This is a genomic window from Thiomicrorhabdus sp. 6S3-12 (assembly GCF_017571475.1).
GTDB lineage: Bacteria > Pseudomonadota > Gammaproteobacteria > Thiomicrospirales > Thiomicrospiraceae > Thiomicrorhabdus.
Genome location: NZ_JAGETW010000004.1, coordinates 205,376 through 226,782 on the forward strand (window position 1 = coordinate 205,376; position 21,407 = coordinate 226,782).

Genomic DNA, 21,407 nt, shown 5'->3' on the forward strand with positions numbered 1-21,407 from the left:
AATGTCCATCGTACGCCTGAATAAAGTCACATTTATGGGCCCTTTGGCCCAACGCAGGGAAGCACTGGAAGAATTGCAGGAGCTGGGATGCATGCATCTGCTGGACCTGAACCCTGAGCTACAGGATGAAATTCCGGTATTTATCTCCAAAGAAGCCCGCGAAGCTTATCGTTATCTCAGCGGCTGTCCGTCCAAACTGCGTCAGAACCATGATGAAAAGAACTTCGATTTCGATCAGGTACAGACCCTGACTCTGGATATCAAAAAACGCATTAATGATCTGGAAAACGAGCAGGAATTTTTACGCAAGCGCATCAAAGAGCTATCGCCGTGGGGCGAGTTTGTTTTACACCCCTATCAGGAGCTGGAAGAGCGCCGTTTCTGGTTCTATATCGTGCCGCACTACAAAATGGACGAGATTGAAAGCAAAGAAGAGCCCTGGCAAGTGGTTTTTAAAGACAACCGTTTTAGCTATGTCGTGTTCATTGCGGATGAAGAACCCGTTAAAATGCCGGTACCTCGAACGCATACCGGGAATGTCCCCTTATCGGAACTGCAAGAACGTCTGGATGCCAGCGAAGTCGAACTCGAAGAGCAGTTCTGGCAAAGGGTTGGACTCACCCGCTGGATTGACCTGTTTGGCAAACGCATTGACGCCGCAGACGACAGAGCGTCTCTTGCTCTGGCAGAGCAAATGACCCAGGTCGACGGCGAAGTATTTATCGTTCAAGGCTGGGCACCGGTGGATCAACATGAAACACTGAAAAGGTTGGCTAAAGAAAAAGGTCTGGCCGTTCACCAAATTGAAGCCGATATCAAAGATCGTCCGCCCACACTGATGAAAAACACCGAGAAACTCTCGGCGGGTGAAGACATGGTGAATTTCTACTCCACCCCGGCTTATTCCCAATGGGATCCATCCGGTATATTGTTTGTCTCCTTCACCCTGTTCTTCTCGATGATTATTGCCGATGCCGGTTATGGTCTGATTTTCGGTCTGATGCTGCTGCTCTATTGGCGTCCCTTGTCCAAAGGAAAATTCTCGCGCTTTAAATATCTGTTTGCGGCACTCGTCGCCGGAACCATCGGCTATGGCGTCATGGTCGGCAGTTATTTCGGCCATACGCCAGCCGAAGAGAGCTTCTGGCATCATTTGAAAATACTCAATATGAACGACCATGGCCAGATGATGGCCGTATCCATTCTGCTGGGTGTCAGCCATTTGATTCTCGCCAATGCGATGCAGTTCTGGCAGAACCGCGACCGGGAAAGCGCCAAAGCGAATCTGGGTTGGATTGCGGTTTTTGTCGGCGGTCTGATTGTCTGGCAAGGAAGCAACAGCGGATTCGTTGTAATGGGATTGGGCGGATTGACGATCCTGTGGTTCAGCAGTCCGAACGACAACGCTTTGAAACGCCTCCTTGGCGGCCTGATGGCTCTAACCAATGTATCGCAAGCCTTTTCTGACGTATTGAGCTACTTACGCTTATTCGCGCTGGGGCTGGCAAGTGCCCAGCTGGCGATCACCTTCAATGAACTGGCATCCGATGTGATGCAAAGCATGCCCGGTATCGGCGTGTTCTTCGCGATTCTTATTTACATTCTCGGTCACGGTTTAAACCTGCTTCTTGCCATTATGAGCGGCGTGGTACACGGGCTGCGTCTGAACGTCATCGAATTCTTTAACTGGGGGCTGAAAGACGAAGGCTACCCTTTTCAACCTTTTATTAAACGCGAGGTAAAACAATGGAAGCGCTAATCACCACCTTAGGCTGGATTGGAATTTATGCACCGATGGCTCTAGGGGCCATCGGCAGTATTATCGGCTGTGCCCGTGCCGGTCAGGCAGCCTGTGGCGCCTTGCTGGATACGGAAACGGGACATGGCCGCTTTATCGGTGTATCGGCAATGCCCTCATCTCAGACCATTTACGGTATCGTCATTATGTTTACCCTGGAACGCGCAGTAACCATCGATAACGCTCCCGGCCTGTTCGCGATAGGCGTACTGTCCGGTTTTGCACTGCTCTGGAGTGGTATGCGTCAGGGTGATGCCTGTGCTTCAGCCATCCATGTCAGTAAGAGCAAACCGGAAGTGTTTGGTCTCTCGATTGCGCCGGCCGCCATTGTTGAAGGCTTTGCGGTATTTGCCTTCATCTTCGCCCTGGTTATCAGTGGCGGAATTCCAGCCTAGCCGCCAGAGGAGATAGTCTATGTCTAACGAACAACTCTCTTCCGGCGTGCAGGATCTGGTAGATCGTTTGCGGGAAAAAGGGATCGAAGAAGGTCGTCATCAAGCCGAAGAAATAACCAATAACGCCAAAAAAGAAGCGCATGACATTATCACCTCAGCCAAACAGGAAGCCGAATTGATTATCAGTCAGGCGCGTCACGAAAGGGAACAATTGGAAAAAGCGGGACGCGATGCCATGAATCTGGCAGCCCGCGATGCGATTTTGGAACTTAAAGAAACCCTCTCCCACCAGTTCAGCGAGCAGGTACATGGTTTGGTATCCCATCACTTACGCGACGAAGATCTGCTGCAAAGAGTGATCCTGGAAATTGCCGGCAAAGCCCGCCCGACGCAAGAAACCGCTACCTTCGAATTACTGCTGCCGGAAGACGTCATCGGCTTAAAAGAACTGCGCCTGCATCCTGAAAACGTTCAAGAAGGAACCTTGAGCCATTTCGTACTCTCCGTCTCGGCGGAAATGCTACGCGAAGGCGTCACGATCGGCAGCCATGCCGGTGATGGTGTACGCATCCGCCTGGTGGATGAAGATATTGAAATTGATCTCAGCACGCAAGCCATAACGACCCTATTTCTGGAACATCTGTTGCCCCGCTTCCGCGCTCTTCTCGAAGGCAGTATTAAATAGGTATGACTATGCAAAGCCACCAATACTTCACGCTCATTTCCAGTCTGCCCAATCTACCCGCACGCTTTGACACGCCCAACTATGAGCCGATTAGCCAACTGCGTCTGGAGCAACGCCTGCAAATGCTGGAAAAAGAAGATGCGAAGACACTGGCGGCATTACAGAAATTTTTCCATTGGGAGCATCATCCTCAGCAGCATACTGACCTTGAAGTGGTCGAAGTCCTGAAAACATTTCTTGACGAGATTGACAACCCGCTCTCCCGCAACCTGGTGCTGCATATGATGAATGTGCGTTTCATCAATGCCGCATTACGCCTGCGCCAGGCAGGTCGGCCATTTCCGCCATCCGTCGACAGCTGGTGGCACCGCCATGTAAAGCGTCACTGGGATCAAACCGATCTCGGCATGTCGGCGCGTTACCCATGGGTCAACGACCTGCATAGTCTGCTTGAAGCCAAGGACGTAAAAGGCGTACACCACAAGACGGTCGATATTCTTTGGCAATATCTGCTGCGCAAGTCATTGAACTACACTTTCAGCTTTGAGGCGGTAATCCTCTATAACGCCCGCTGGCACCTGATTCACGGTTGGCAAAAACAGAACAGCGAACAGGGAAAAACCCAATTCAACTTACTTTTAGAAGAGGCCTTAGGTAATCATGTCTGAACAAAATATTCCTTTTGCCAAAGTCACTGGTGTAAACGGCAATATCGTTTCCATTGAACATCCTCATGGCCACCTGATGAAAAATGAAGTGGCCTATGTGCATGTCGGTGACGAACAACTCAAAGCCGAAGTCCTGCGCATCCGCGGCAAAACGGCCGACCTGCAGGTTTATGAAGAAACCGCAGGCGTCAAAGTCGGCGATCAGGTTCAACTGACCGGAGAACTGCTTTCCGCGGAACTGGGACCCGGCCTGCTCGGGAAAGTCTATGACGGCTTGCAAAACCCGCTGCATTCGGTGGCAAGCGCCCACGGTTTCTTTCTCCCTCGTGGCAAGTATTTGAATGCCTTGGACAATGTGCACAAATGGGCATTCAACCCTCTGGTTCGTTCTGGGGAAAAAGTGATTGCCAGTCAACCCATCGGCACCGTTCAGGAAGGCCGTTTTACACACAAAATCATGGCGCCATTCAACCTTAAGGGCGAAGCGGAAATCACTTGGATTCAGGGCGGCAGCTTCAGCGTCGATGAACCGATTGCCCGTATTCGAGATCAACAGGGGCGCGAAGAAGTCATTACCCTGAAACAAAAATGGCCGGTGCGCATCCCGATCCCGGAGAAACTGATTGAAAAACGCATTGCCGAACGAAAATTTCCCGATGAACCCCTTATTACCACTCTGCGTCTGATCGACACCTTTTTCCCGATTGCCAAAGGCGGTACTGCTTGTATTCCCGGTCCATTCGGAGCGGGCAAGACGGTACTGCAAAGTTTGATATCGCGTTATTCATCGGCGGATATCGTTATCGTAGTCGCCTGTGGCGAACGTGCTGGCGAGGTGGTGGAAACCATTGAAACCTTTGCCGAGATGAAAGACCCGAAAGGTGAAGGGACTTTGATGGAACGCACCATTGTTATCTGTAATACCTCATCCATGCCGGTTGCCGCCCGTGAAGCCTCTATCTATATGGGCGTTACCTTGGCCGAATACTACCGCCAAATGGGTTACGACACTCTGGTTCTGGCGGACTCCACGTCGCGCTGGGCCCAGGCGATGCGTGAAACATCAGGACGACTGGAAGAAATTCCCGGCGAAGAGGCCTTTCCTGCCTATCTCGACTCGGCTATCAAGAACATTTACGAACGCGCCGGCGTAATTGAAAATCTTGATCGTCAAAAAGGCAGTCTGACGCTTATCGGTACCGTCTCTCCTGCGGGCGGTAACTTTGAAGAACCGGTTACCCAATCAACCTTAGGTACCGTAAAAACCTTCCTTGGTCTTTCCTATGACCGTGCCTATAAACGCTACTACCCTGCCATCGATCCGCTTATCTCATGGTCGCGTTACGGGCTGCAGTTAAAGGACTATTTTGATAAACATATCGCCCCGGACTGGACAGACAGTATAGAACGAGTGCGAGAGATACTGGTCAAAGCGGAAGGTATCGAACAAATGATGCAGGTAACCGGCGAAGAAGGGATAACCCAGGATGACTTCATCCTCTTCCAAAAAGCAAAAATGCTTGATCTGGTCTATCTTCAGCAAGACGCCTTCGACCCGGTCGATGTCTCGGTTGACCTAAATCGCCAGAAAGAAAACTTCACCCTGTTGAAGAAAATTGTCGATACAGATTTTGAGTTTAATGAGAAACAGGACGCCAGCGCATTTTTTACGAAAATCACCGGTATTTTCAAGAATATGAACTACTCAGTCTATGCCTCAGGTGAGTACAACAAGCATTTAAATGAAATCAACAAGATGATTGAAGCATATTAAATACTGCTTGAATCATCTTGTTCAAAAACCGGTTTTTCTGCCTAGCAGAAATCCCCCATCAAAAATTAAACCTTAAATTCAACGAACGCTTAAAACCGGCTTGAGCCGGTTTTTTTCTCGCAAAACAGAATGTCTCCGGATCGTCTCAACCCGACTTGGGCATTACCGGCTGTGGGTATAAAGGAATACTCTCGTCGATAATTGAATCCGTGTTTACCGGAATCTGTTCGCCGATCAACCTTTTGCCCAGCGTAAAATCCATCGGACTATTGATCGCTTCCAGAGCCTGCAATCGATCTCCCATCATATGCAGAACAGAGAAACTGCCGCTGGAAGGATCACCGCGCAGCATAGAGGTGTAATCCGGCCGCACGATACCGGCAATCTGTAAACGAATATCGAACTGATCGGACCAGAACCAGGGAACTTCGCTGCGTGGCGCCGGCTTATTCATAATCTGAGCGACGATCATACGAGCCTGAGCGGTTGCATTCTGTACTGACTCCAAGCGCAAGGAAGTTTGCAATAAAGCATGAATCTGACGCGTACAATCGCCGGCCGCAAAGATGTTTGCATGACTGCTGCGACACTGATCATCGATCACAATCCCGTCGTCGCATTTCAGCCCTGCCTTCTGAGCAAGTTCGGTATTGGCAACGGCACCTATGCCAATTACCACGACGTCTGCAGGCCAGGTAAGCCCGTCCTCGGCCTCAACCGCCATCACCTGGTGTTCGCCTTGCAATGCCGACACATTGACGTTGCACACTACCTTCACACCAGCCGCTTCATGCATACTCTGATAGTATTCAGACACCTGCGGCGATGCGCTGCGCTCCATTACCCGGCTGGCGCGTTCCAGTACGGTCACATCCAGTCCTTGTTTGACACAGGATGCGGCCAGTTCCAACCCCACATAACCGGCACCGATAATTACCAACCGCCCCTTCTCAGGCAAAGCGTCCTTGATCGCCTGCGCATCGTCGATGCCACGCAAGGAAAACACATGCTTCAAGCCCACTCCTTTGATCGGCAGGTCACGCGGTCGAGAACCGGTGCTCAACACCAGAGAGCTATAACTTAATTGCTCACCGTCATCCAAGCGCACACGACACTCTTCCGCCTGAATAGATTGCACCCGACAGCCTTTTATTAACTGTATCTGCTTCTGTGCATAATAGGATTCCGGTTTGACCAGCAACGCATCGACACCAATCTCGCCATTGATAACGCCTTTAGATAGAGGCGGACGCTGATACGGCGCATAGGCTTCCTCACCGATCAGCGTGATCGTGCCCGAATAGCCTGCCTGAGCCAAACCGGTCGCGACCGTTGCACCGGCCAGTCCCGCACCGACAATAACGACACCTGCATCACTCATATCAATCAACCGGCTTTTTATAAGCAACCAGATCAATCTCGACCAGCGCGTCCCGACCCAATTCAGCCACGCCGAAAGTCGTACGACCGGGCAGATACTCTTTCTTAAAATGGCCGACAATAATCTCGTTCATGGCGTGGAAATCCCGTTTGAAATGCGTCATGTAGATACGCAGAAACATGACATTGTCAAAAGTGTACCCTGCGTGCTCAAGAATCAGTCGCAGATTCTCGAACACCAGCTTTGTCTGTGCCTGTATATCATCCGGCAAAGGCGCTTGCGGATCTTTCGGGTCGGTGGGCAACTGACCGGTTACATGCAGCCAGCCGGCCGCTTCTACCGCGTGATGATAAGGCGACGCCGGTGGCGCAGCGGTTTCGACAAAATGATGTGTAATACCTTCCAAAATCAGCTCCTTAGAAATTGCCGTTACAGTGAAAATAGAGTTTTAAATGAATTGCGATTCAGGCATCTGCAATACCAGCCCATCAAGCTCCGGCACCAGATTTATCTGGCAGGCCAGACGGCTGTTTTCCGCAAGATCGGAGCGCGAAGCCAGCAAAGCTTCTTCCATGGGAGAGGCTTCCCCCACCTGTTGACTCCACTTCGGGTCGACAAATACGTGGCAGGTCGCACAGTTACAGTTACCGCCGCAATCGCCCTCAATACCGTCGATGCCGTTATTGATCGCCGCTTCCATCGCCGTCATGCCTTCGTCGGCATCGACGGTGTAAGATGTGCCGTCAAAGGACAAAAATGTAATTTGCATTAATATCTCCTATTGGATTGATTAGTTAAATTCGCTTAAATCTACTTCTACGACTGAGCCGCGAAACCCATCACCTGAGCCAGTTCAGCTTCTGTGAATTCGTCATAGGCGACCTCTTTTTCCAAATGCGCTTCCAAGCGTTGTCGAATGGAGGCCAGCGAAGCTTCGTCGAGTCGACGAGGTCGCGGGACATCGATGTCGATGACCTCACTGATCGTGCCGGGCGAACCCGAAAACAGGACCAGACGATCCGCCAGATAGAGGGCTTCGTCGAGATCGTGCGTCACCATAATCACCGTGGCGTCGGTGGCCTGCCAGGTCATCAGCAGATAATTCTGCATAATGCGCCGAGTCTGATGATCGAGTGCGGCAAAGGGTTCGTCCATCAACAGCAGTCCCGGTTGCATCGCAAACGCACGCACCAGCGCCACCCTCTGTTTCATACCGCCGCTGAGTTCGTCCGGAACCTTGTCCGCATAGTCCTCAAGCCCGACATTCGCCAGTAGCTCCATTGCCCGTTGTCTCGCCTCCTTGCGCGGCATACCGCGATTGCGAAATGCAAAGGCGACGTTGTCGCAGGCGGACAACCATGGAAACAGGTTATAATGCTGGAACAGCAGCGCCACATTCTCCGTCGGCCCGGCCACTTCACGCCCTCCGACAAACACGTAACCTTCGCTCGGTTCATCCAGTCCCGCGGCAAGACCGAGCATGGTGCTTTTGCCGCAGCCGCTGGGACCGATAATCACCGTAAAACTACCACCGGGCACCTTGAGCGAGACATCCTGTGTCGCCTTTTTTTCGCCAAAACTTTTACTGACGTTTTCAAATACGACCTGTGTCGGACGGCGCTTTTTTTCGTTTATATTGCTCATCGACGGTACTCCCACCACAACAAACGACGCTGAATCAGCAACAGCAGTCGATCAATAACAAATCCCAGAACACCAATGGTGATAATCCCCACCATCACCAGTTTCATGTTGTACATCTGCTGGCCGAGAATAATCAGATATCCGAGTCCGGAATTGATACCGGCCATCTCTCCGGCCAGCACCGCCATCCACGCGGCAAAGAAACTCATGCGTGCCATGACCATTAAATCGGGCGCGGCTGCCGGGATAATGACACGAGTCCACATATGCGTGCTGCTGGTTCCAAGACTGCGCCCCACTTTCAGCATCTCTTCCGGAACACTGTCGAAAGCGGCGACCGCCGAGACCGTCATCGAGCCGAAAATCGCCATAAAGACCACAAAAATCGCTGCCGGTGAACCGATCCCGACCAGTGCGATGGCAAACGGAATCCAGGCCACAGGAGAGACCGGAGCCAGAGTCTGTACAATTGGAAAACAAACACGGCGCAACGGCTTATAACGTACGATCAGCGCACCAACCAGCAGTGCCGCCAAGATCCCCAGAAGATAACCGATAGCGACGCGGCTTAAGGTATCGAAAATAGCGCCCAGAAATGTCGTGCGCTGTGCGCCGATGCCAGCCGGTGCGGGTCCCTGCAATAGATAAGGTATGGTTTCACTCGGAGGCGGCAAAATCCGCGGATTAAGCACTTCGGTATAAGCCCCCAATTCCCAAAGCGCGGCAATCAGCAACCAGGCGAACAGCAACCAACCCGCTTCGCTCCAGGCCAATCGCATGCGACTGGGTTTCACCGTGATGCTGCGAGATGCACGTGTTTTCGGGGCAGCAGAAGCAGTGGCTTTTTCAGCTGCGGCGTTTTCAAATATTTCGGACTCGGGTCGATTACCGGTCATACGCATTTCTCCAATTGTTGCGGGGTGACACTGTCAAGGTAGTTACAGGCCTGAGTAAAACAGTCCAGCGGCGCATCCACTGCACCGATGCCGATCCAGCCGGTCATACCGTTCCGATGAGCGATTCCGGTATGAATACGTACCCCGCTGCGACTGCTGACTACGCGGTAGGCATCCAACCCCAGACCGAGGCCATCATCACCGGCTAATACCGGGTGTATTTGCGAATGAGCGGCAATAAAAAAACTGCGCTGCAAACGCCCGGCGTTTACCGCCACGGACCAGGGCGTCTTTAAAAGTACGGCCAGCTGCGGAGCACAATGCGCTGCGGTACCGCCAAGTCCGAAGGCTTCCATAATGGCACTGTCACCGAGATCGGCCTGCGCATCCTGGAGAGTGAATGGCGGATAAAATCCACCATCGGGAATTCCGGAAGGCGCACAGAACCATTTCTCGCCGGTGCCCGCCAACTGAATACCACACTTATTACCGTTACGGGCAATCGCCACTACAATGCTCGAACCGTCAATGCCCCGCGCCTGATCCAGGCACAGTTTGGCGGACGCCATGGCGTAATTGAGAAAATGCTGCGGGTTGGCGAGCAACCAGCTGCGCACGTCCGCGTCCAGATCGGGAAGCGCCTTGATAAAGGCATACATTCCGCCGACATTGCGTTGATGCACATCGTCGCCGAGCGTGACACCTTGCGCAATTAACGGCAGTACGGCCAGCCCCTCCTCAGGCAAACAGTCCGCTATAGCAGGAGCCACGCGGTTTTCTACGAAGGCCAGATGTTCGGCGACCTGATCGTCATAAACGCCGAAACGCAGTGCGCGGCGCCCGCCTTCGGCAAAGGTCGCATAACAGACGCCGTCACCAGCGTGGTTTTCCACCCGCATCAAAGGTTGTGACGGCCGAACCACTCCGGCCATCGGCGAGACGGTGCCCAATTCGTGATTGCTGCGCAATCTGATCTCGCGACTTTCGATCATAGTGCGCGCCTCGTGAATTGTTTTCGCCCAACCCTCGATCACGGCCGCACCGGCCAACGCACTCAGGACCGTTGTCGGCAGGATTTCGTCATCGGCGAAAGGCGGACCGGCATGCCCCAGCTCCCGCTCCCGCAAACCGAGTGCGGTATGCGCCGGCTCTATGCCGACGAGTACCGGTTCGCAGGCGGCAATGTGATCCAAAGCTTGGCGATTGGCCGCGCTGAGATTGTTTATCTGCTGTACCATTACGCCTTCCTCAAGCCGTAACTGCTAGCGGAACAGAACTCTCTTCTTCGAAAGGTTCCAACACCGAGTCGACGCTCTCCCCCATTATTTCGGCAAGGAATGGCGCGCGCGGAATGACATCCTTCCACGGGCTCGAGGTTCTGCACCACACATCGCCCAGTTTGCGAGCCAGAATCGGGTCGGCTATTGCCGCATCCATGACTTTGCGCATACCTTCGTCTGAAGGAACCTCTGCCAAATGCTTACAGAACGCATACAGTTCGCGGGACACACTTTCGCGCCATTTCGGATATTCAGTACGATAATTGCCTGCCAGAATCATCGGCGCGACCGCTTCACTGGCATGCAAGGCATCGCCAATTCCTTGTGCGCCGGCGGGATGTTTGAAATGAGAGGCGTCGCCGACCAATAGCCAGCCGGGACCGACGGAATCGCGGTAATAGCCTTCAAGTTTCGGCGTACCTTTGACACGAGTCACTTTCTCCGCATTTTCCAGACGCGACCAGAGTGCAGGCATCGACTTCAAACGCTCCATATAGAAGTCGTCCATGTTTTTGATTTTCGGACGTTCGCTTAGAGGGCCGTTCATGGTGACAACGTGATAACCGTTGTCGGCGGGAAAATGCGCGTGTACCCAAGGCGGTTCAAAGAAGAAATCCTGAGTATTGCGTGTATCAACCCCTTTCCAATAGGCAAAATACAACATGGTATCGGTAGGCATAACCTTGTGCTTTTGCGCGCCGACCAGTCTGGCGACGGTTGAATTGACACCGTCGGCACCGGCGACCGTGTCCGCTTCAAACTGAATTACCTGATCACCGTTTTTGGCGACAAAACCGCTTACCGGATCGTCTTCGCTACCGGAACCGAGCAGTTCGGTCACTGTCCAGCCTTCGTAAATATCCGCCCCCTCTTCACGCGCCTTGTTAACCATAATGGCGTCCAAAGTAATACGCCGCACGCAGATGGCCCAATCGCGGCCGTCCACCGGCGTATGTGGAGCGACAAACATGCGGTTTTCGTGAATCCATGAGGTGTACAGCGGCGGCGGACCGTTATCGAGAATTTCCTGTAAAACCCCGAGGCGCTCGAAACGCTTCAGAGTATTCGGATACACCACATGGGTGGACATAATGTCTGAAGGGAAAGTGGCGCGGTCGACCACCGCAACCTTCTGCCCCAATCTTTGCAGCTCAATCGCCAGCGACGCGCCGGCAGCACGCGCGCCGACGATCACTGTATCGTATCGTTTGACTTCACTCATTTAATAGCTCCCTGTTCGTCTGCCATAAACATCACACAGGTTGATGACTGAGGTTAAGCACTTCATCGGCGATATTGGTATCGAAGTAACCGAGTTCGATCAGATACTTAACACCCTTGCGGATACCGGAGACACCGGCGGCGTTAATTAACGGATCCGGCGACTGGCGTTTCAACGCAATAGCAAGTATTTCACGAGGCACACCGTACAAAGGTTGCAGATCGTCCAAGGCCGCATCGAAATCGTTATAGAAAGACTCGGCTGACTCACGCAATACCGCCATGTAATCGGTGGCCATAGCACTGTCCTTTTTCAGGAAACCTTCAGTTGCGGTGATCACGCAATCCGGCGCTTCCGGACCCCAGACATCGTTACTGTCAGCCAGATAAATACCGCCTGCTTCCTTCACCACCATTTCGGCGTACGGCTGAGCCAGCGTACACACATCCACGGAACCGTTAATAAGCGCTTCCCCCATACCGACCATACTCGGGAAAAAGGTCATTTCGTAATCATCGTAGGAGACGCCGTTCTGAGACATCACGCCATGAGCGACCAATTCAAGTGTATCCAGACGTAATGTCCCGACACGCAGTTTCTTACCGGCTTTTTCGATGAATTCGTTTACGTTGGCAACACTGCCCTTGCGAGCGACCAGCTCAATACCGGCCAGACCTGAACCGCCGATAATGCGTAGATCTTTGCTGCCTTCGGCATAAGCGGCCATGGTTGTCGTCCAAGGGTTGTGCATCATGTGCAACTCGCCGGCAACCAAAGCGCGAATGTTATCCGCCGGGCCATTGAACTGAACCAGGTCAACCTTGAGTCCGGCCTTGGCAAACATGCCGCGTTTCTTCGCCAGTAATACATGTGAGACACATCCTGCAGGTAAATGACCGACTTTAAGAGTCGTACTGGAAACGGCAGCTTCCGCTCGACCGGCTGTCGCAAGCATAAGTCCGGCGGCCGGTGTCAGCGCAAGCGCCGCACAACAGGAACAACCGCTACGCAAAAAGTCACGTCGGCCGTGACCCGCTTCATCAGTTTTGCTAACAACATCGGTAGATTGAAACCACTTAAATAGATCGCTTTTCATGGGGTGAGACTCCTAAAAAAATACAAGTAATTAATCAGACAGTCATTACCTGGCTGCCTCGTTGGACGGTGGAAAACAAGTAGACCAATCGGTCTATCTATCAGTAAACAAGAGACATGCCAACACTAAAACAATCAAATAAGATATTGATATACAAGGATTTATAATTATTAACCAAGAAAATAACTGTGACAAAGAAACATAAAACGCACGATTAATGAGCGCCTAGTAAAATTGCGCACCAATATGCAACACCATTTCAGGATTTAATTTTTAAACGCCGCAAAGCCTCAAACGGCAGCGAAGATTGACTAACCGTAAGGCCCTCCTTAAGATAGCGAAATTAAAGGCCTGAGTTCCCCGAGGCAAAACATGTGAAACCATCGAAGAACGATAATGAAAACCGCACTTCACCGAAGTGCGACGAATCAAAGGTCACCAGATGTATCAAAGATAAAAATGTCGACGAGGAAAGACCGGATACATTATTGAAAAATGAGTCCTTAAAGCACCGAGCCAAATACATCTTGCCGGAGCACGCTAGGTTTTAGAGTAAAATTCAGAGTGCAAGGTTTACAAAAGTCAGGAGAATCGGCTTGAAACACGCATGCTACCAACGCAATGCTAACAAAACGGATATCGGCTCTTCGGAACGTCTGTTATCCGTAGCCAATGAACTGTTCTGCCGTGACGGCATCCACGCTACCGGTATCAAGAAAGTACTGGATGAGTCCGGCGTCGCACGGCGAACACTCTATAAACACTTCAACTCCAAAGAAAATCTGGTGCGGGCTGTTCTCGAAAGGGAGAGCGCATTATGGCTCGACTGGTTCCGTGATTTCATCAATAATGCCGCCGACACACCGCGTGATCGATTACTGTGCATTTTCGATGCCCTCAAAGTGTGGTTCGAAGACGAGTCTTTTTTCGGATGCGCTTTTATTAATGCGGTGATGGAAAATCACAAGCAGGATGAATCCATACGGGAACTCGCTCTGCAACATCGGGAGAATACCAACCGCTTTATTGAAGAGCTGGCCACAGCAGCCGGAGCCAATGCCCCTCGCCTGCTTACCGAGCAGCTCGGGATACTTGTCGACGGCGCCATTGTCGGCGCAGTGACGCTACAGAACTCGGAACCTGCGACACATGCCAAAATGGCCGCCCGGATACTGATAGAGGCAGCAATTAAACAGGAGTGATTAGACGCTCCGCTGAAAATTTCTTTGCGACTGCTTTAAGCAAAAAGGAGAAGAAGACGGAATTAGCGATCTTTTGCCTATTCGTGTCCAATAAAAAACCGGCCTTAAGCCGGCTTTTTTATACTTTACAGCAGTCTGTTGGATTACTTGGACGAGAATGAACGATTACCCCCTGACTCGTCATTGCTCACCGGAAAAGTTGGCGTCGATTGCAAAGCAAAAAGGGTATGCTAAAAAATGAAACTGGAACTTTAAAGTTCTTGCGCAACCCAATCACACACCTGCAACAGGCATGCTGTTCAAAAGCTCTCTTCAAAGCTGAAAGAGGCCAATATCAACTTAATATTGAATTAATACCGCATTAATTAATATCGCTGAACCGATAGCTCGAACATCAATTCATTTCGCTCGTTGTTCAAGGCGTGCAGCTTCTTATGATCAAACAAATTGGCCGTATTGGTAATGATTGCCCGTAGCGGCCGAATTGATTCGAAGTCGATTAGATCTAAACGCGCTTTTATCTGTTCGATCCGCTCCTGACTGATCGTTCTGGAGTCTTTTTGCTTGACCAGCGCCTCTCTTTCCGTTTGCGTGATTTCAATCCAATCATGGCTTATCAAGTGCTCTTGCCCTTCCGGGATGACAAAAACCTCATTATGCGTATCTTTATATAATTTCATACCTTCTCCCCTTAAGCTCAAGCACGGCCTGATCGGATTAACTTCGCGATGCGGACCGTTTATTTCTGCTTTAAAAGTAACGCCGGCGATGCAATTCGTACAGAGTAAAACACTTCAAAAACTTACGTTATCAATGACTTAGATCAATTCATAAAAAATTGAGGCGCGAATTCGATTAAAAGTTTTTTTCACTTCGAATATAAATTTTCAATGAATAACGAGGAATGCGCAGATTGCGCTCACTTGGGAACAGCATGACAGACTCGGCCAAGCGGGTTCAGTGATAGAAATTAATGCGATTTTTACCGGAATTTTTCGCTTTGTACATCGCTCTGTCGGCTTGGTTAATAATCGATTCGACGGAAAGTTTTGAATCAGGCTGAATCTCTCTGATACCGATACTGCATGAAACATGCATGGTATTGCCATCGATACTGACCGCTTCGTTGACTTTATGCAGAATCCTTTCGCTGATGGCATACAACTGCTGAGAATCTTGAAAACCGCTTAACAGCACCAGAAACTCGTCCCCCCCCATACGGGCGACAAAATCGGTAGATTTCGTCGAATCGGTCAAACGACGGGCAATGATTTTCAGTAACTCATCTCCGGCGTGGTGTCCGAAACTGTCATTGACCTCCTTAAAACCGTCCAGATCAATAAATAACAGTGCCAGCTTGGTTTTCTTATTGGCATTGAACAAGGCGGCTTCCAGATGTTCTTCAAAGTAATTCCGTCCCGGCAGCTCTGTCAAAGAGTCGAACATTGCCGCCCGCTTGAGCTTTTCTTCAAACGCTTTCTTCTCGGTCACTTCGACGTGAGTACCGCCCATCAAAAGTGCATTGCCGTCTTTTGACCGGGTAATGACTTTGCCTCGAGAATGGATCCATATCCAGCGTCCTTTTTTATGCCTTAAACGCAGATCCATTTCATATTCATTTTCCTTACCGGCCAGGTTATCCTGAATTTTACGCTTCATTTCCAGAAGGTCATCCGGATGTACCAGCGAGGCGAATTTTGCAAAATTGAACGGCTGCAATTCATCCCGCGTATAGCCGATCTGAGTCACATAATGCTCGTTGATCTCCATACGGTCTTTTGCAAGATCCCATTCCCAGGTTCCTACCCGGGTTGCAGTGATAATATTCTCCAACCGCTTGTGGTTCATCATGGCGATGCCGCGATACTTTTCCGATTTCCACAATGCGAAGACGATTGCAAAAACCGCAAGCAACACAAAAGAAATCACGCGCCAGTAGGAATTCCATATCTCGCTGAATGACGGTTTTTGCACCACATCATAAGGTTCAAGACGCAACTCTCTGAGCATCATTTCAAAAGGCAGATAATTCAAGGGCGAAACAAATCCCTGAATCCCGTCGATCTCATTTTCTGCAAACAGCGAGCGGTTGATTTTAAAAAGCGAGGAAGCGATTTTTCTGGAATCGTCGGAACCGACATTCGGCATGATAATAAAAGCCCATTCCGGATAGAGGTGCGTCGACAGGATAAACGGAAAACTTTTCAAATCGCGTCGATTAATGATCTGCACTTCATCCAACGAACTCAGTTCTCCGCGTCCGAGCCAGTTTTCAAGGATTCCGGTGCGCACAAAACCGACATCGGCTTTGCCGGAAAGTACCGCTTCCATGACATGATCATTGGAACCGACTTTCATAAAATCCAGCTGCTGGTAACGAATACCGGAACTAACAAGTTCGTATAAAGGAATGCGAAAAGCACCAGAGTTGCTTTCGGAAGGAATGGCGATTTTCGCTTTTCTAAGATCCTTCAACTCTTTGAATTTACTCCCTTTACGCGAGATAATCACGCCGCCCAGACTGGAAGTACCCACCCCGTCACGATAACGTTCCAGCGTAGCGGTAATGCCACTGATAAAACTTTCATGACGGATAATCTCGTATAAAGACGGACTGATCAGCAGCATATCCACTTGTCCGGAACGCACCGCTTTACGGATCTCCTGATTACGCATTACAACCAGTTTGACCTCAATCCCGTCAATATCGCGACTTAAAAAGTCCGCGATTGGAGAAAACTCCTGAAAGGTTTTTTCCTTTGACTGATAGGCGTAAACGCCTAAAGTCAGAGTCTTCGACTGAGCCCCGATTGACTGAGCGATCAGAATTCCGAATAAAAATAAGATAAAAAAAACAGGTCGCTTCACAAACATTGATCCGTATGCACCGCCTTATCCGGAACGGTTTTCAACAGTCCGGATGCTTTTAGAATCAAAGCGATCTCGCGCGTTTTTTCAAAAAAACGGTTATCACCAAACATTTGCAGATTGATCTCTCTGGACGGCAGCGTAATTCCCCCGAGAGAAGTCAGCACTTCTTCATGGGTAAAACCTAGGTTGTCGGCAATCTGATAGCTACTCTCCTGAAAATTATCTTTGATCAGACTGACCCCGGCGAAATGCGCATCGACCAGTTGTTTAATACTTGAACAGGCATTCTCAAGCACATTCGAATCGACGGCTAACACATCGACAATCACTTCCGGCATTTGCGAACTGTTGAAGACCTCCTGCGCACCTGAACGTAAAATCTGCGTCGATACCGGATCATAGGTAACGATCATGTCCGCCTCGCCGCTTTCCCAGAAACGATACTGCCTATCAAGCGAGATATGTTTGAGGACAACATCGGACTGTTTGACCCCGTAATGTTCCAGGAACTTGTACAACATTAGTTCGCCGACACCGCCCCTTTCATAAGCGATGGTTTTTCCGATGATATCCTCTTTGCGGGTTATCGCCGTTCTGGCAAGTACCTTGTCGGCCCCCGAAGAGATATCGGTAATTAAAACTACGCTAAGCGATTTGCCCTGATCTCGCAGCGAGAGTACTTCATCCAAGGTCAGATAGCCTGCATTAATCTCGCCGTCGAGCAGCTGTTGCTTGGTTTGCAAAGCGGTTTTATTTTTAATCAGATGAATATTCTGCGGCAGAAGGCCATTTTGCTGCGCAAGATTGATCGGTTGATAGCCGATCCAAGGATGGACGCCGACATGCAACTGCGTTTCTCTGGAGCAGCCCAGAAAGGAAATTAACGTCAATAAGATAAGCAGAACTCTCATACTTTTTCCGATCCCAGACTTTATTCATCAAAAGTAATACAACGTTTGCACGGGAAATTATGATAATACAATAAGTTACAACTATAACCCCACCTGTTAAAAGGTTAAAGAAAAAGCGTACAAAATACGCAAAATTTGTAGGCACAAGGGGTTAGCCGGACTCTTAGTCGACTCTTCAGAAACCATACAATCCCCCTTATCTCAACGATTGAGCCAAAACATATTGCGATCCAGAAGTGCATTGCCCGTTATCTGTGCAGGGCTGCTTAATGCAATCCCTGCTGCGTGTAACAGACAGCTGATAATTAAAAAGATTAACCTGCATTAAGTTTGCTTAAAAATTTGCCTAAAAACCTTTTATTCAAAAAGGGATTTTGCGGTTTAATGGGCTGTAATCTGTAAAGCCCCTTTAGAAATCGTATGTAGAGACGTTAAAAAACATGAGCCACGCCGTTTTTCGTTTCGTTTAAATAAAAGCGTTATTTACGGCAACTCTACAGGCGGCAAACAACTATTAATTAAAAGGTTTTTGGAAATGCGTAACAATCAGCCGGTCACTCAAAAAGAATATGTCATTAAAGAAGGAGACATACTGGTTTCCGAGACTGATCTGCAAGGTAATATTGTCTATGCAAACGAGACCTTTATCGAAGCCAGCGGCTATAACTACGAAGAGCTGATGGGACAACCGCATAATATCGTCCGTCACCCGGACGTACCGCCGCAGGTATTTGCCGATTTCTGGAAGACTCTGCAAAAACGACGTCCCTGGCGCCAGATTGTCAAAAACCGTCGAAAGAACGGCGACCACTACTGGGTCGAAGCCAATGCAACCCCGATCATTAACGATGGTGAAATCACCGGTTATCTGAGCTTCAGAACTCCGGCCAGCCGTGAACAGATTCAACAGGCGGAAGCGGCCTATCAGGCCATTGCCGACGGCAAAATCAAACTCTATCACGGTGAAGTGGACGGAATCTGGAAACGCCTGAATATTTTCGCCCACTGGCCGCCTCTGATCACCCTTATTCCGGCCACTCTTCTGGCAATCGTGATCGAGGTCTATGCATCACTGTACGGATACCGACCAGGCTGGCTGAATTCACTGGTGATTTTCCTAACAATACTGTCAACCATCCATGTCGTTTATTTCCTGTCGCGAATCGAAGACGGTATCAAAGCGATCGACCGTATTGCATCGGGTCACCTTACCGGATACGTCAATACGCATGGCGAAAACAGCGCCGGTACAATCAATCGGCGCATTAAAACACTGCAAACCCGTCTCGGTGCTCAGGAAAACGAAGTTCTGACGACGGCACGTCGCTCATCCCGCCTCGAGGCCGGGCTAGACAACCTGAACGCCAATATTATGCTGGCTGATCAGACCGGCACCATTATTTATTTCAATGATTCGCTCAAGCAATATCTGAGCACTCTGGAACCGGAAATCCGCAAAGAGGTTCAAGACTTCAATCTCAACAAACTGCATGGAAAACCGATCGGGTGTCTGTTCGATAAGAACCCGCATATTCTTGAAGCCATCTACTCTTTAAAACACGCCGAACAGTTTAAATTCGAATTTTTCGGTGCTCAGCTGCAACTGCAAATTACGCCTATTGTGGATAAGAAATCGCAATCCCCTCTGGGCGTCGTAATCGAATGGCAGGATATTTTTCAGGAAATTTATGTCCAAAACAGTATTAAAAAGCTGGTTACCGACGCCAAGCAAGGGCGACTTCACTCTCGCGTCGATACAGATCGCCTGAGCGGTTTCTATAAAGAGCTTAGCGATGAAATCAACGAATTAATGGAAGATCTGCAGCATACATTGCGCGATATATCCGCTCTGATCGGAGGCCTTTCACATAAAGACCTGACCATGCAACCTCAAAGCGAACACCACGGGCAATACGGCTGGACAATCAAAAACCTGGTAAATGGCATCAACTCGCTGCGCGAATCTTTCTGCAGCGTCAACACTCAGGCCGAAGAGGTCAATGACTCGGCGCATCACGTAGCCATCAGTAACGAAGAACTGTCAGGTTCAATCAAATCCCAAGCAATGGAGTTGCAGAAAACCGCTTCCGCGATGCGTCAGCTGACCGATAAGGTCAACCAGACTGCCAAACAGGCGCAAAGCTCCAACCAACTGGCGCAACAAACTCAAAATGGCGTTAAATCCGGTAATCAAAGCATGCAGGAAGCAATTGAGGCCATGCATGAAATCAGTCAGGTCAGCCACGAGATCACCAGCATCGTCGCTTTGATCGACAGCATCGCTTTCCAGACCAACCTGCTGGCCCTGAACGCAGCCGTTGAAGCGGCGCGCGCCGGCGAACACGGTCGCGGCTTTGCCGTGGTAGCCGGTGAAGTCCGCTCTCTGGCACAGAAATCCGCTGATGCCGCACGCGATATTAAGGGATTGATTGACCGCACTTCGGAAAAAATCGAACAGGGAACCCAGAAAGTACAAGTGACCGGAGACTCTCTGAACGAAATTATCGAGCAGGTTCAGGAAATGAGTGAAAACATCGCTCAGATCTCGCAAAACACTCAGGATCAGTCGCAACAGATCAATCTGGTCAACCAGTCGGTGATCGAGCTCGACAAATCAGCGAAAAACAACGCCACACTGGTGATGGAAAATTCGTCTTTGGCGGATTATCTGGGAGAAGTCGCTAAAAATATGGATGACCTCGTCGGCAGCTTCGAACTTGGCGATTGCGAATCGGATTTCAAACAGACCGAGAAAGAAAAAAATAATGCGCCATTGATTCTCGTTGTCGATGACAACATCTCGAACCTTAAAGTCGCCACCATGATTTTGAAAAAAACCGGTTACCTCACTAAAACGGCGACCAATGGCCGTGAAGCGCAGACACAGTGTAAGCGTTATAACCCGGATGTCATTCTTATGGATATCGAAATGCCGCTCATGGGCGGCTTGGAAGCGAGCAGACAGTTGCGCAACAGCGGTTATGACAAACCGATCATCGCCTACACCGGTCATGGAGACGACTTTATTGAGCAGGTTAATCAGGCCGGCATGAACGATCTGTTGCATAAACCGTTGAAACCGGAAGAACTGAACGCGAAACTTGAAGCCTTCAACTGTTATCCGAATCCGCAGATTTCCGAAATTGCATTGGAAAAACGTGCGCACATTATCGAGCAGTCGACTCAGGCCAAACAGTTTAAAGCCATGATTGATGCCCATAAAGAGTGGAAAAAACAGATTCGCAGCTATATCGACGGCTCCGATATCGGCGTGAGTTACGATAAGGCGATCGATCATACCGCTTGCGCTCTGGGACAATGGCTCTATCAGGGCAATGGTCGTCAGCTGCAGAATGATCCGTTAATCGCCAAACTGACCGATGAGCACATGCAGATGCATCAGATGATCAAGCGAATTATGGATGCCTTCTCGATTGACGACTATGCGACGATGGAACAGTCAATCGAGCAGATGGATCTGTTAAGTGATAATGTGGTTGAAATTCTGAATCAATTGATCGATCAGGAAGCTTGATGGAATTGCAGCGCAAGCGCTGACACTGCAACTATATGACAGTCCCGGA

Annotated in this window: 18 protein-coding genes; 7 read left to right on the plus strand and 11 right to left on the minus strand. The window is 50.0% G+C overall.

What is annotated here, in order from left to right; genetic code table 11:
• Position 1 precedes the first annotated feature (1 nt).
• From J3999_RS06535 to J3999_RS06555, 5 genes are read left to right on the plus strand one after another with little or no spacing between them, the layout of a single operon-like run.
• Positions 2-1,759 carry a V-type ATP synthase subunit I gene (locus J3999_RS06535; protein WP_208127100.1) on the plus strand — a complete coding sequence of 586 codons (1,758 nt, stop codon included), beginning with the start codon at positions 2-4 and terminating at the stop codon, positions 1,757-1,759.
• The gene (locus J3999_RS06540) at positions 1,747-2,193 is read left to right on the plus strand and encodes an ATP synthase subunit C (RefSeq protein ID WP_173284622.1); all 447 of its coding nucleotides are present in this window, start codon (positions 1,747-1,749) and stop codon (positions 2,191-2,193) included. The genes J3999_RS06535 and J3999_RS06540 overlap by 13 nt, the downstream gene beginning before the upstream one ends.
• 19 nt (positions 2,194-2,212) lie before the next feature.
• Positions 2,213-2,878 carry a hypothetical protein gene (locus tag J3999_RS06545; protein WP_208127101.1) on the plus strand — a complete coding sequence of 222 codons (666 nt, stop codon included), beginning with the start codon at positions 2,213-2,215 and terminating at the stop codon, positions 2,876-2,878.
• Between the two features lie 8 nt (positions 2,879-2,886).
• On the plus strand, positions 2,887-3,546 hold the full coding sequence (locus tag J3999_RS06550) for a hypothetical protein (RefSeq protein ID WP_208127102.1): 660 nt from the start codon (positions 2,887-2,889) through the stop codon (positions 3,544-3,546).
• Positions 3,539-5,320: a V-type ATP synthase subunit A gene (locus J3999_RS06555; protein ID WP_208127103.1), complete on the plus strand. Its 1,782-nt coding sequence runs from the start codon at positions 3,539-3,541 to the stop codon at positions 5,318-5,320. The genes J3999_RS06550 and J3999_RS06555 overlap by 8 nt, the downstream gene beginning before the upstream one ends.
• Before the next feature lie 145 nt (positions 5,321-5,465).
• Here the strand turns inward: J3999_RS06555 and J3999_RS06560 are convergent, their stop codons facing one another.
• The 8 genes from J3999_RS06560 to J3999_RS06595 are packed head-to-tail and all read right to left on the minus strand — an operon-like array spanning position 5,466 to position 12,839.
• Positions 5,466-6,701 carry an NAD(P)/FAD-dependent oxidoreductase gene (locus J3999_RS06560; RefSeq protein ID WP_208127104.1) on the minus strand — a complete coding sequence of 412 codons (1,236 nt, stop codon included), beginning with the start codon at positions 6,699-6,701 and terminating at the stop codon, positions 5,466-5,468.
• Position 6,702: 1 nt separating this feature from the next.
• Positions 6,703-7,107, minus strand: a complete 405-nt coding sequence (locus J3999_RS06565; protein ID WP_208127105.1) for a RidA family protein — start codon at positions 7,105-7,107, stop codon at positions 6,703-6,705.
• A 42-nt stretch (positions 7,108-7,149) separates the two neighbouring features.
• Positions 7,150-7,470 (minus strand): 2Fe-2S iron-sulfur cluster-binding protein, encoded by a 321-nt coding sequence (locus tag J3999_RS06570; RefSeq protein ID WP_208127106.1) that lies wholly within the window; start codon positions 7,468-7,470, stop codon positions 7,150-7,152.
• A gap of 47 nt (positions 7,471-7,517) precedes the next feature.
• Positions 7,518-8,345, minus strand: a complete 828-nt coding sequence (locus tag J3999_RS06575) for an ABC transporter ATP-binding protein (protein WP_208127107.1) — start codon at positions 8,343-8,345, stop codon at positions 7,518-7,520.
• On the minus strand, positions 8,342-9,241 hold the full coding sequence (locus tag J3999_RS06580) for an ABC transporter permease (RefSeq protein WP_208127108.1): 900 nt from the start codon (positions 9,239-9,241) through the stop codon (positions 8,342-8,344). Before J3999_RS06580 ends, J3999_RS06575 begins: the two co-directional genes overlap by 4 nt.
• The gene (locus J3999_RS06585; protein WP_208127109.1) at positions 9,238-10,479 is read right to left on the minus strand and encodes a DUF1116 domain-containing protein; all 1,242 of its coding nucleotides are present in this window, start codon (positions 10,477-10,479) and stop codon (positions 9,238-9,240) included. The genes J3999_RS06580 and J3999_RS06585 overlap by 4 nt, the downstream gene beginning before the upstream one ends.
• A gap of 10 nt (positions 10,480-10,489) precedes the next feature.
• Positions 10,490-11,743 carry an NAD(P)/FAD-dependent oxidoreductase gene (locus J3999_RS06590; protein ID WP_208127110.1) on the minus strand — a complete coding sequence of 418 codons (1,254 nt, stop codon included), beginning with the start codon at positions 11,741-11,743 and terminating at the stop codon, positions 10,490-10,492.
• Positions 11,744-11,774: 31 nt separating this feature from the next.
• Positions 11,775-12,839, minus strand: coding sequence for an ABC transporter substrate-binding protein (locus J3999_RS06595; RefSeq protein ID WP_208127111.1), 1,065 nt, complete (start codon positions 12,837-12,839; stop codon positions 11,775-11,777).
• Between the two features lie 596 nt (positions 12,840-13,435).
• On the opposite strand from J3999_RS06595, the gene J3999_RS06600 reads away from it, so the two are divergent.
• Positions 13,436-14,041 carry a TetR/AcrR family transcriptional regulator gene (locus J3999_RS06600; protein ID WP_208127112.1) on the plus strand — a complete coding sequence of 202 codons (606 nt, stop codon included), beginning with the start codon at positions 13,436-13,438 and terminating at the stop codon, positions 14,039-14,041.
• 365 nt (positions 14,042-14,406) lie between these two features.
• Here the strand turns inward: J3999_RS06600 and J3999_RS06605 are convergent, their stop codons facing one another.
• From J3999_RS06605 to J3999_RS06615, 3 genes are all read right to left on the minus strand, one after another.
• Positions 14,407-14,721 (minus strand): hypothetical protein, encoded by a 315-nt coding sequence (locus J3999_RS06605; RefSeq protein ID WP_208127113.1) that lies wholly within the window; start codon positions 14,719-14,721, stop codon positions 14,407-14,409.
• A gap of 277 nt (positions 14,722-14,998) precedes the next feature.
• Positions 14,999-16,909, minus strand: coding sequence for a diguanylate cyclase domain-containing protein (locus tag J3999_RS06610; RefSeq protein ID WP_208127114.1), 1,911 nt, complete (start codon positions 16,907-16,909; stop codon positions 14,999-15,001).
• Positions 16,906-17,823 (minus strand): ABC transporter substrate-binding protein, encoded by a 918-nt coding sequence (locus tag J3999_RS06615; protein WP_208127115.1) that lies wholly within the window; start codon positions 17,821-17,823, stop codon positions 16,906-16,908. Before J3999_RS06615 ends, J3999_RS06610 begins: the two co-directional genes overlap by 4 nt.
• A gap of 535 nt (positions 17,824-18,358) precedes the next feature.
• Here J3999_RS06615 and J3999_RS06620 point away from each other — a divergent pair.
• On the plus strand, positions 18,359-21,358 hold the full coding sequence (locus J3999_RS06620; RefSeq protein ID WP_208127116.1) for a methyl-accepting chemotaxis protein: 3,000 nt from the start codon (positions 18,359-18,361) through the stop codon (positions 21,356-21,358).
• Positions 21,359-21,407 lie beyond the last annotated feature (49 nt).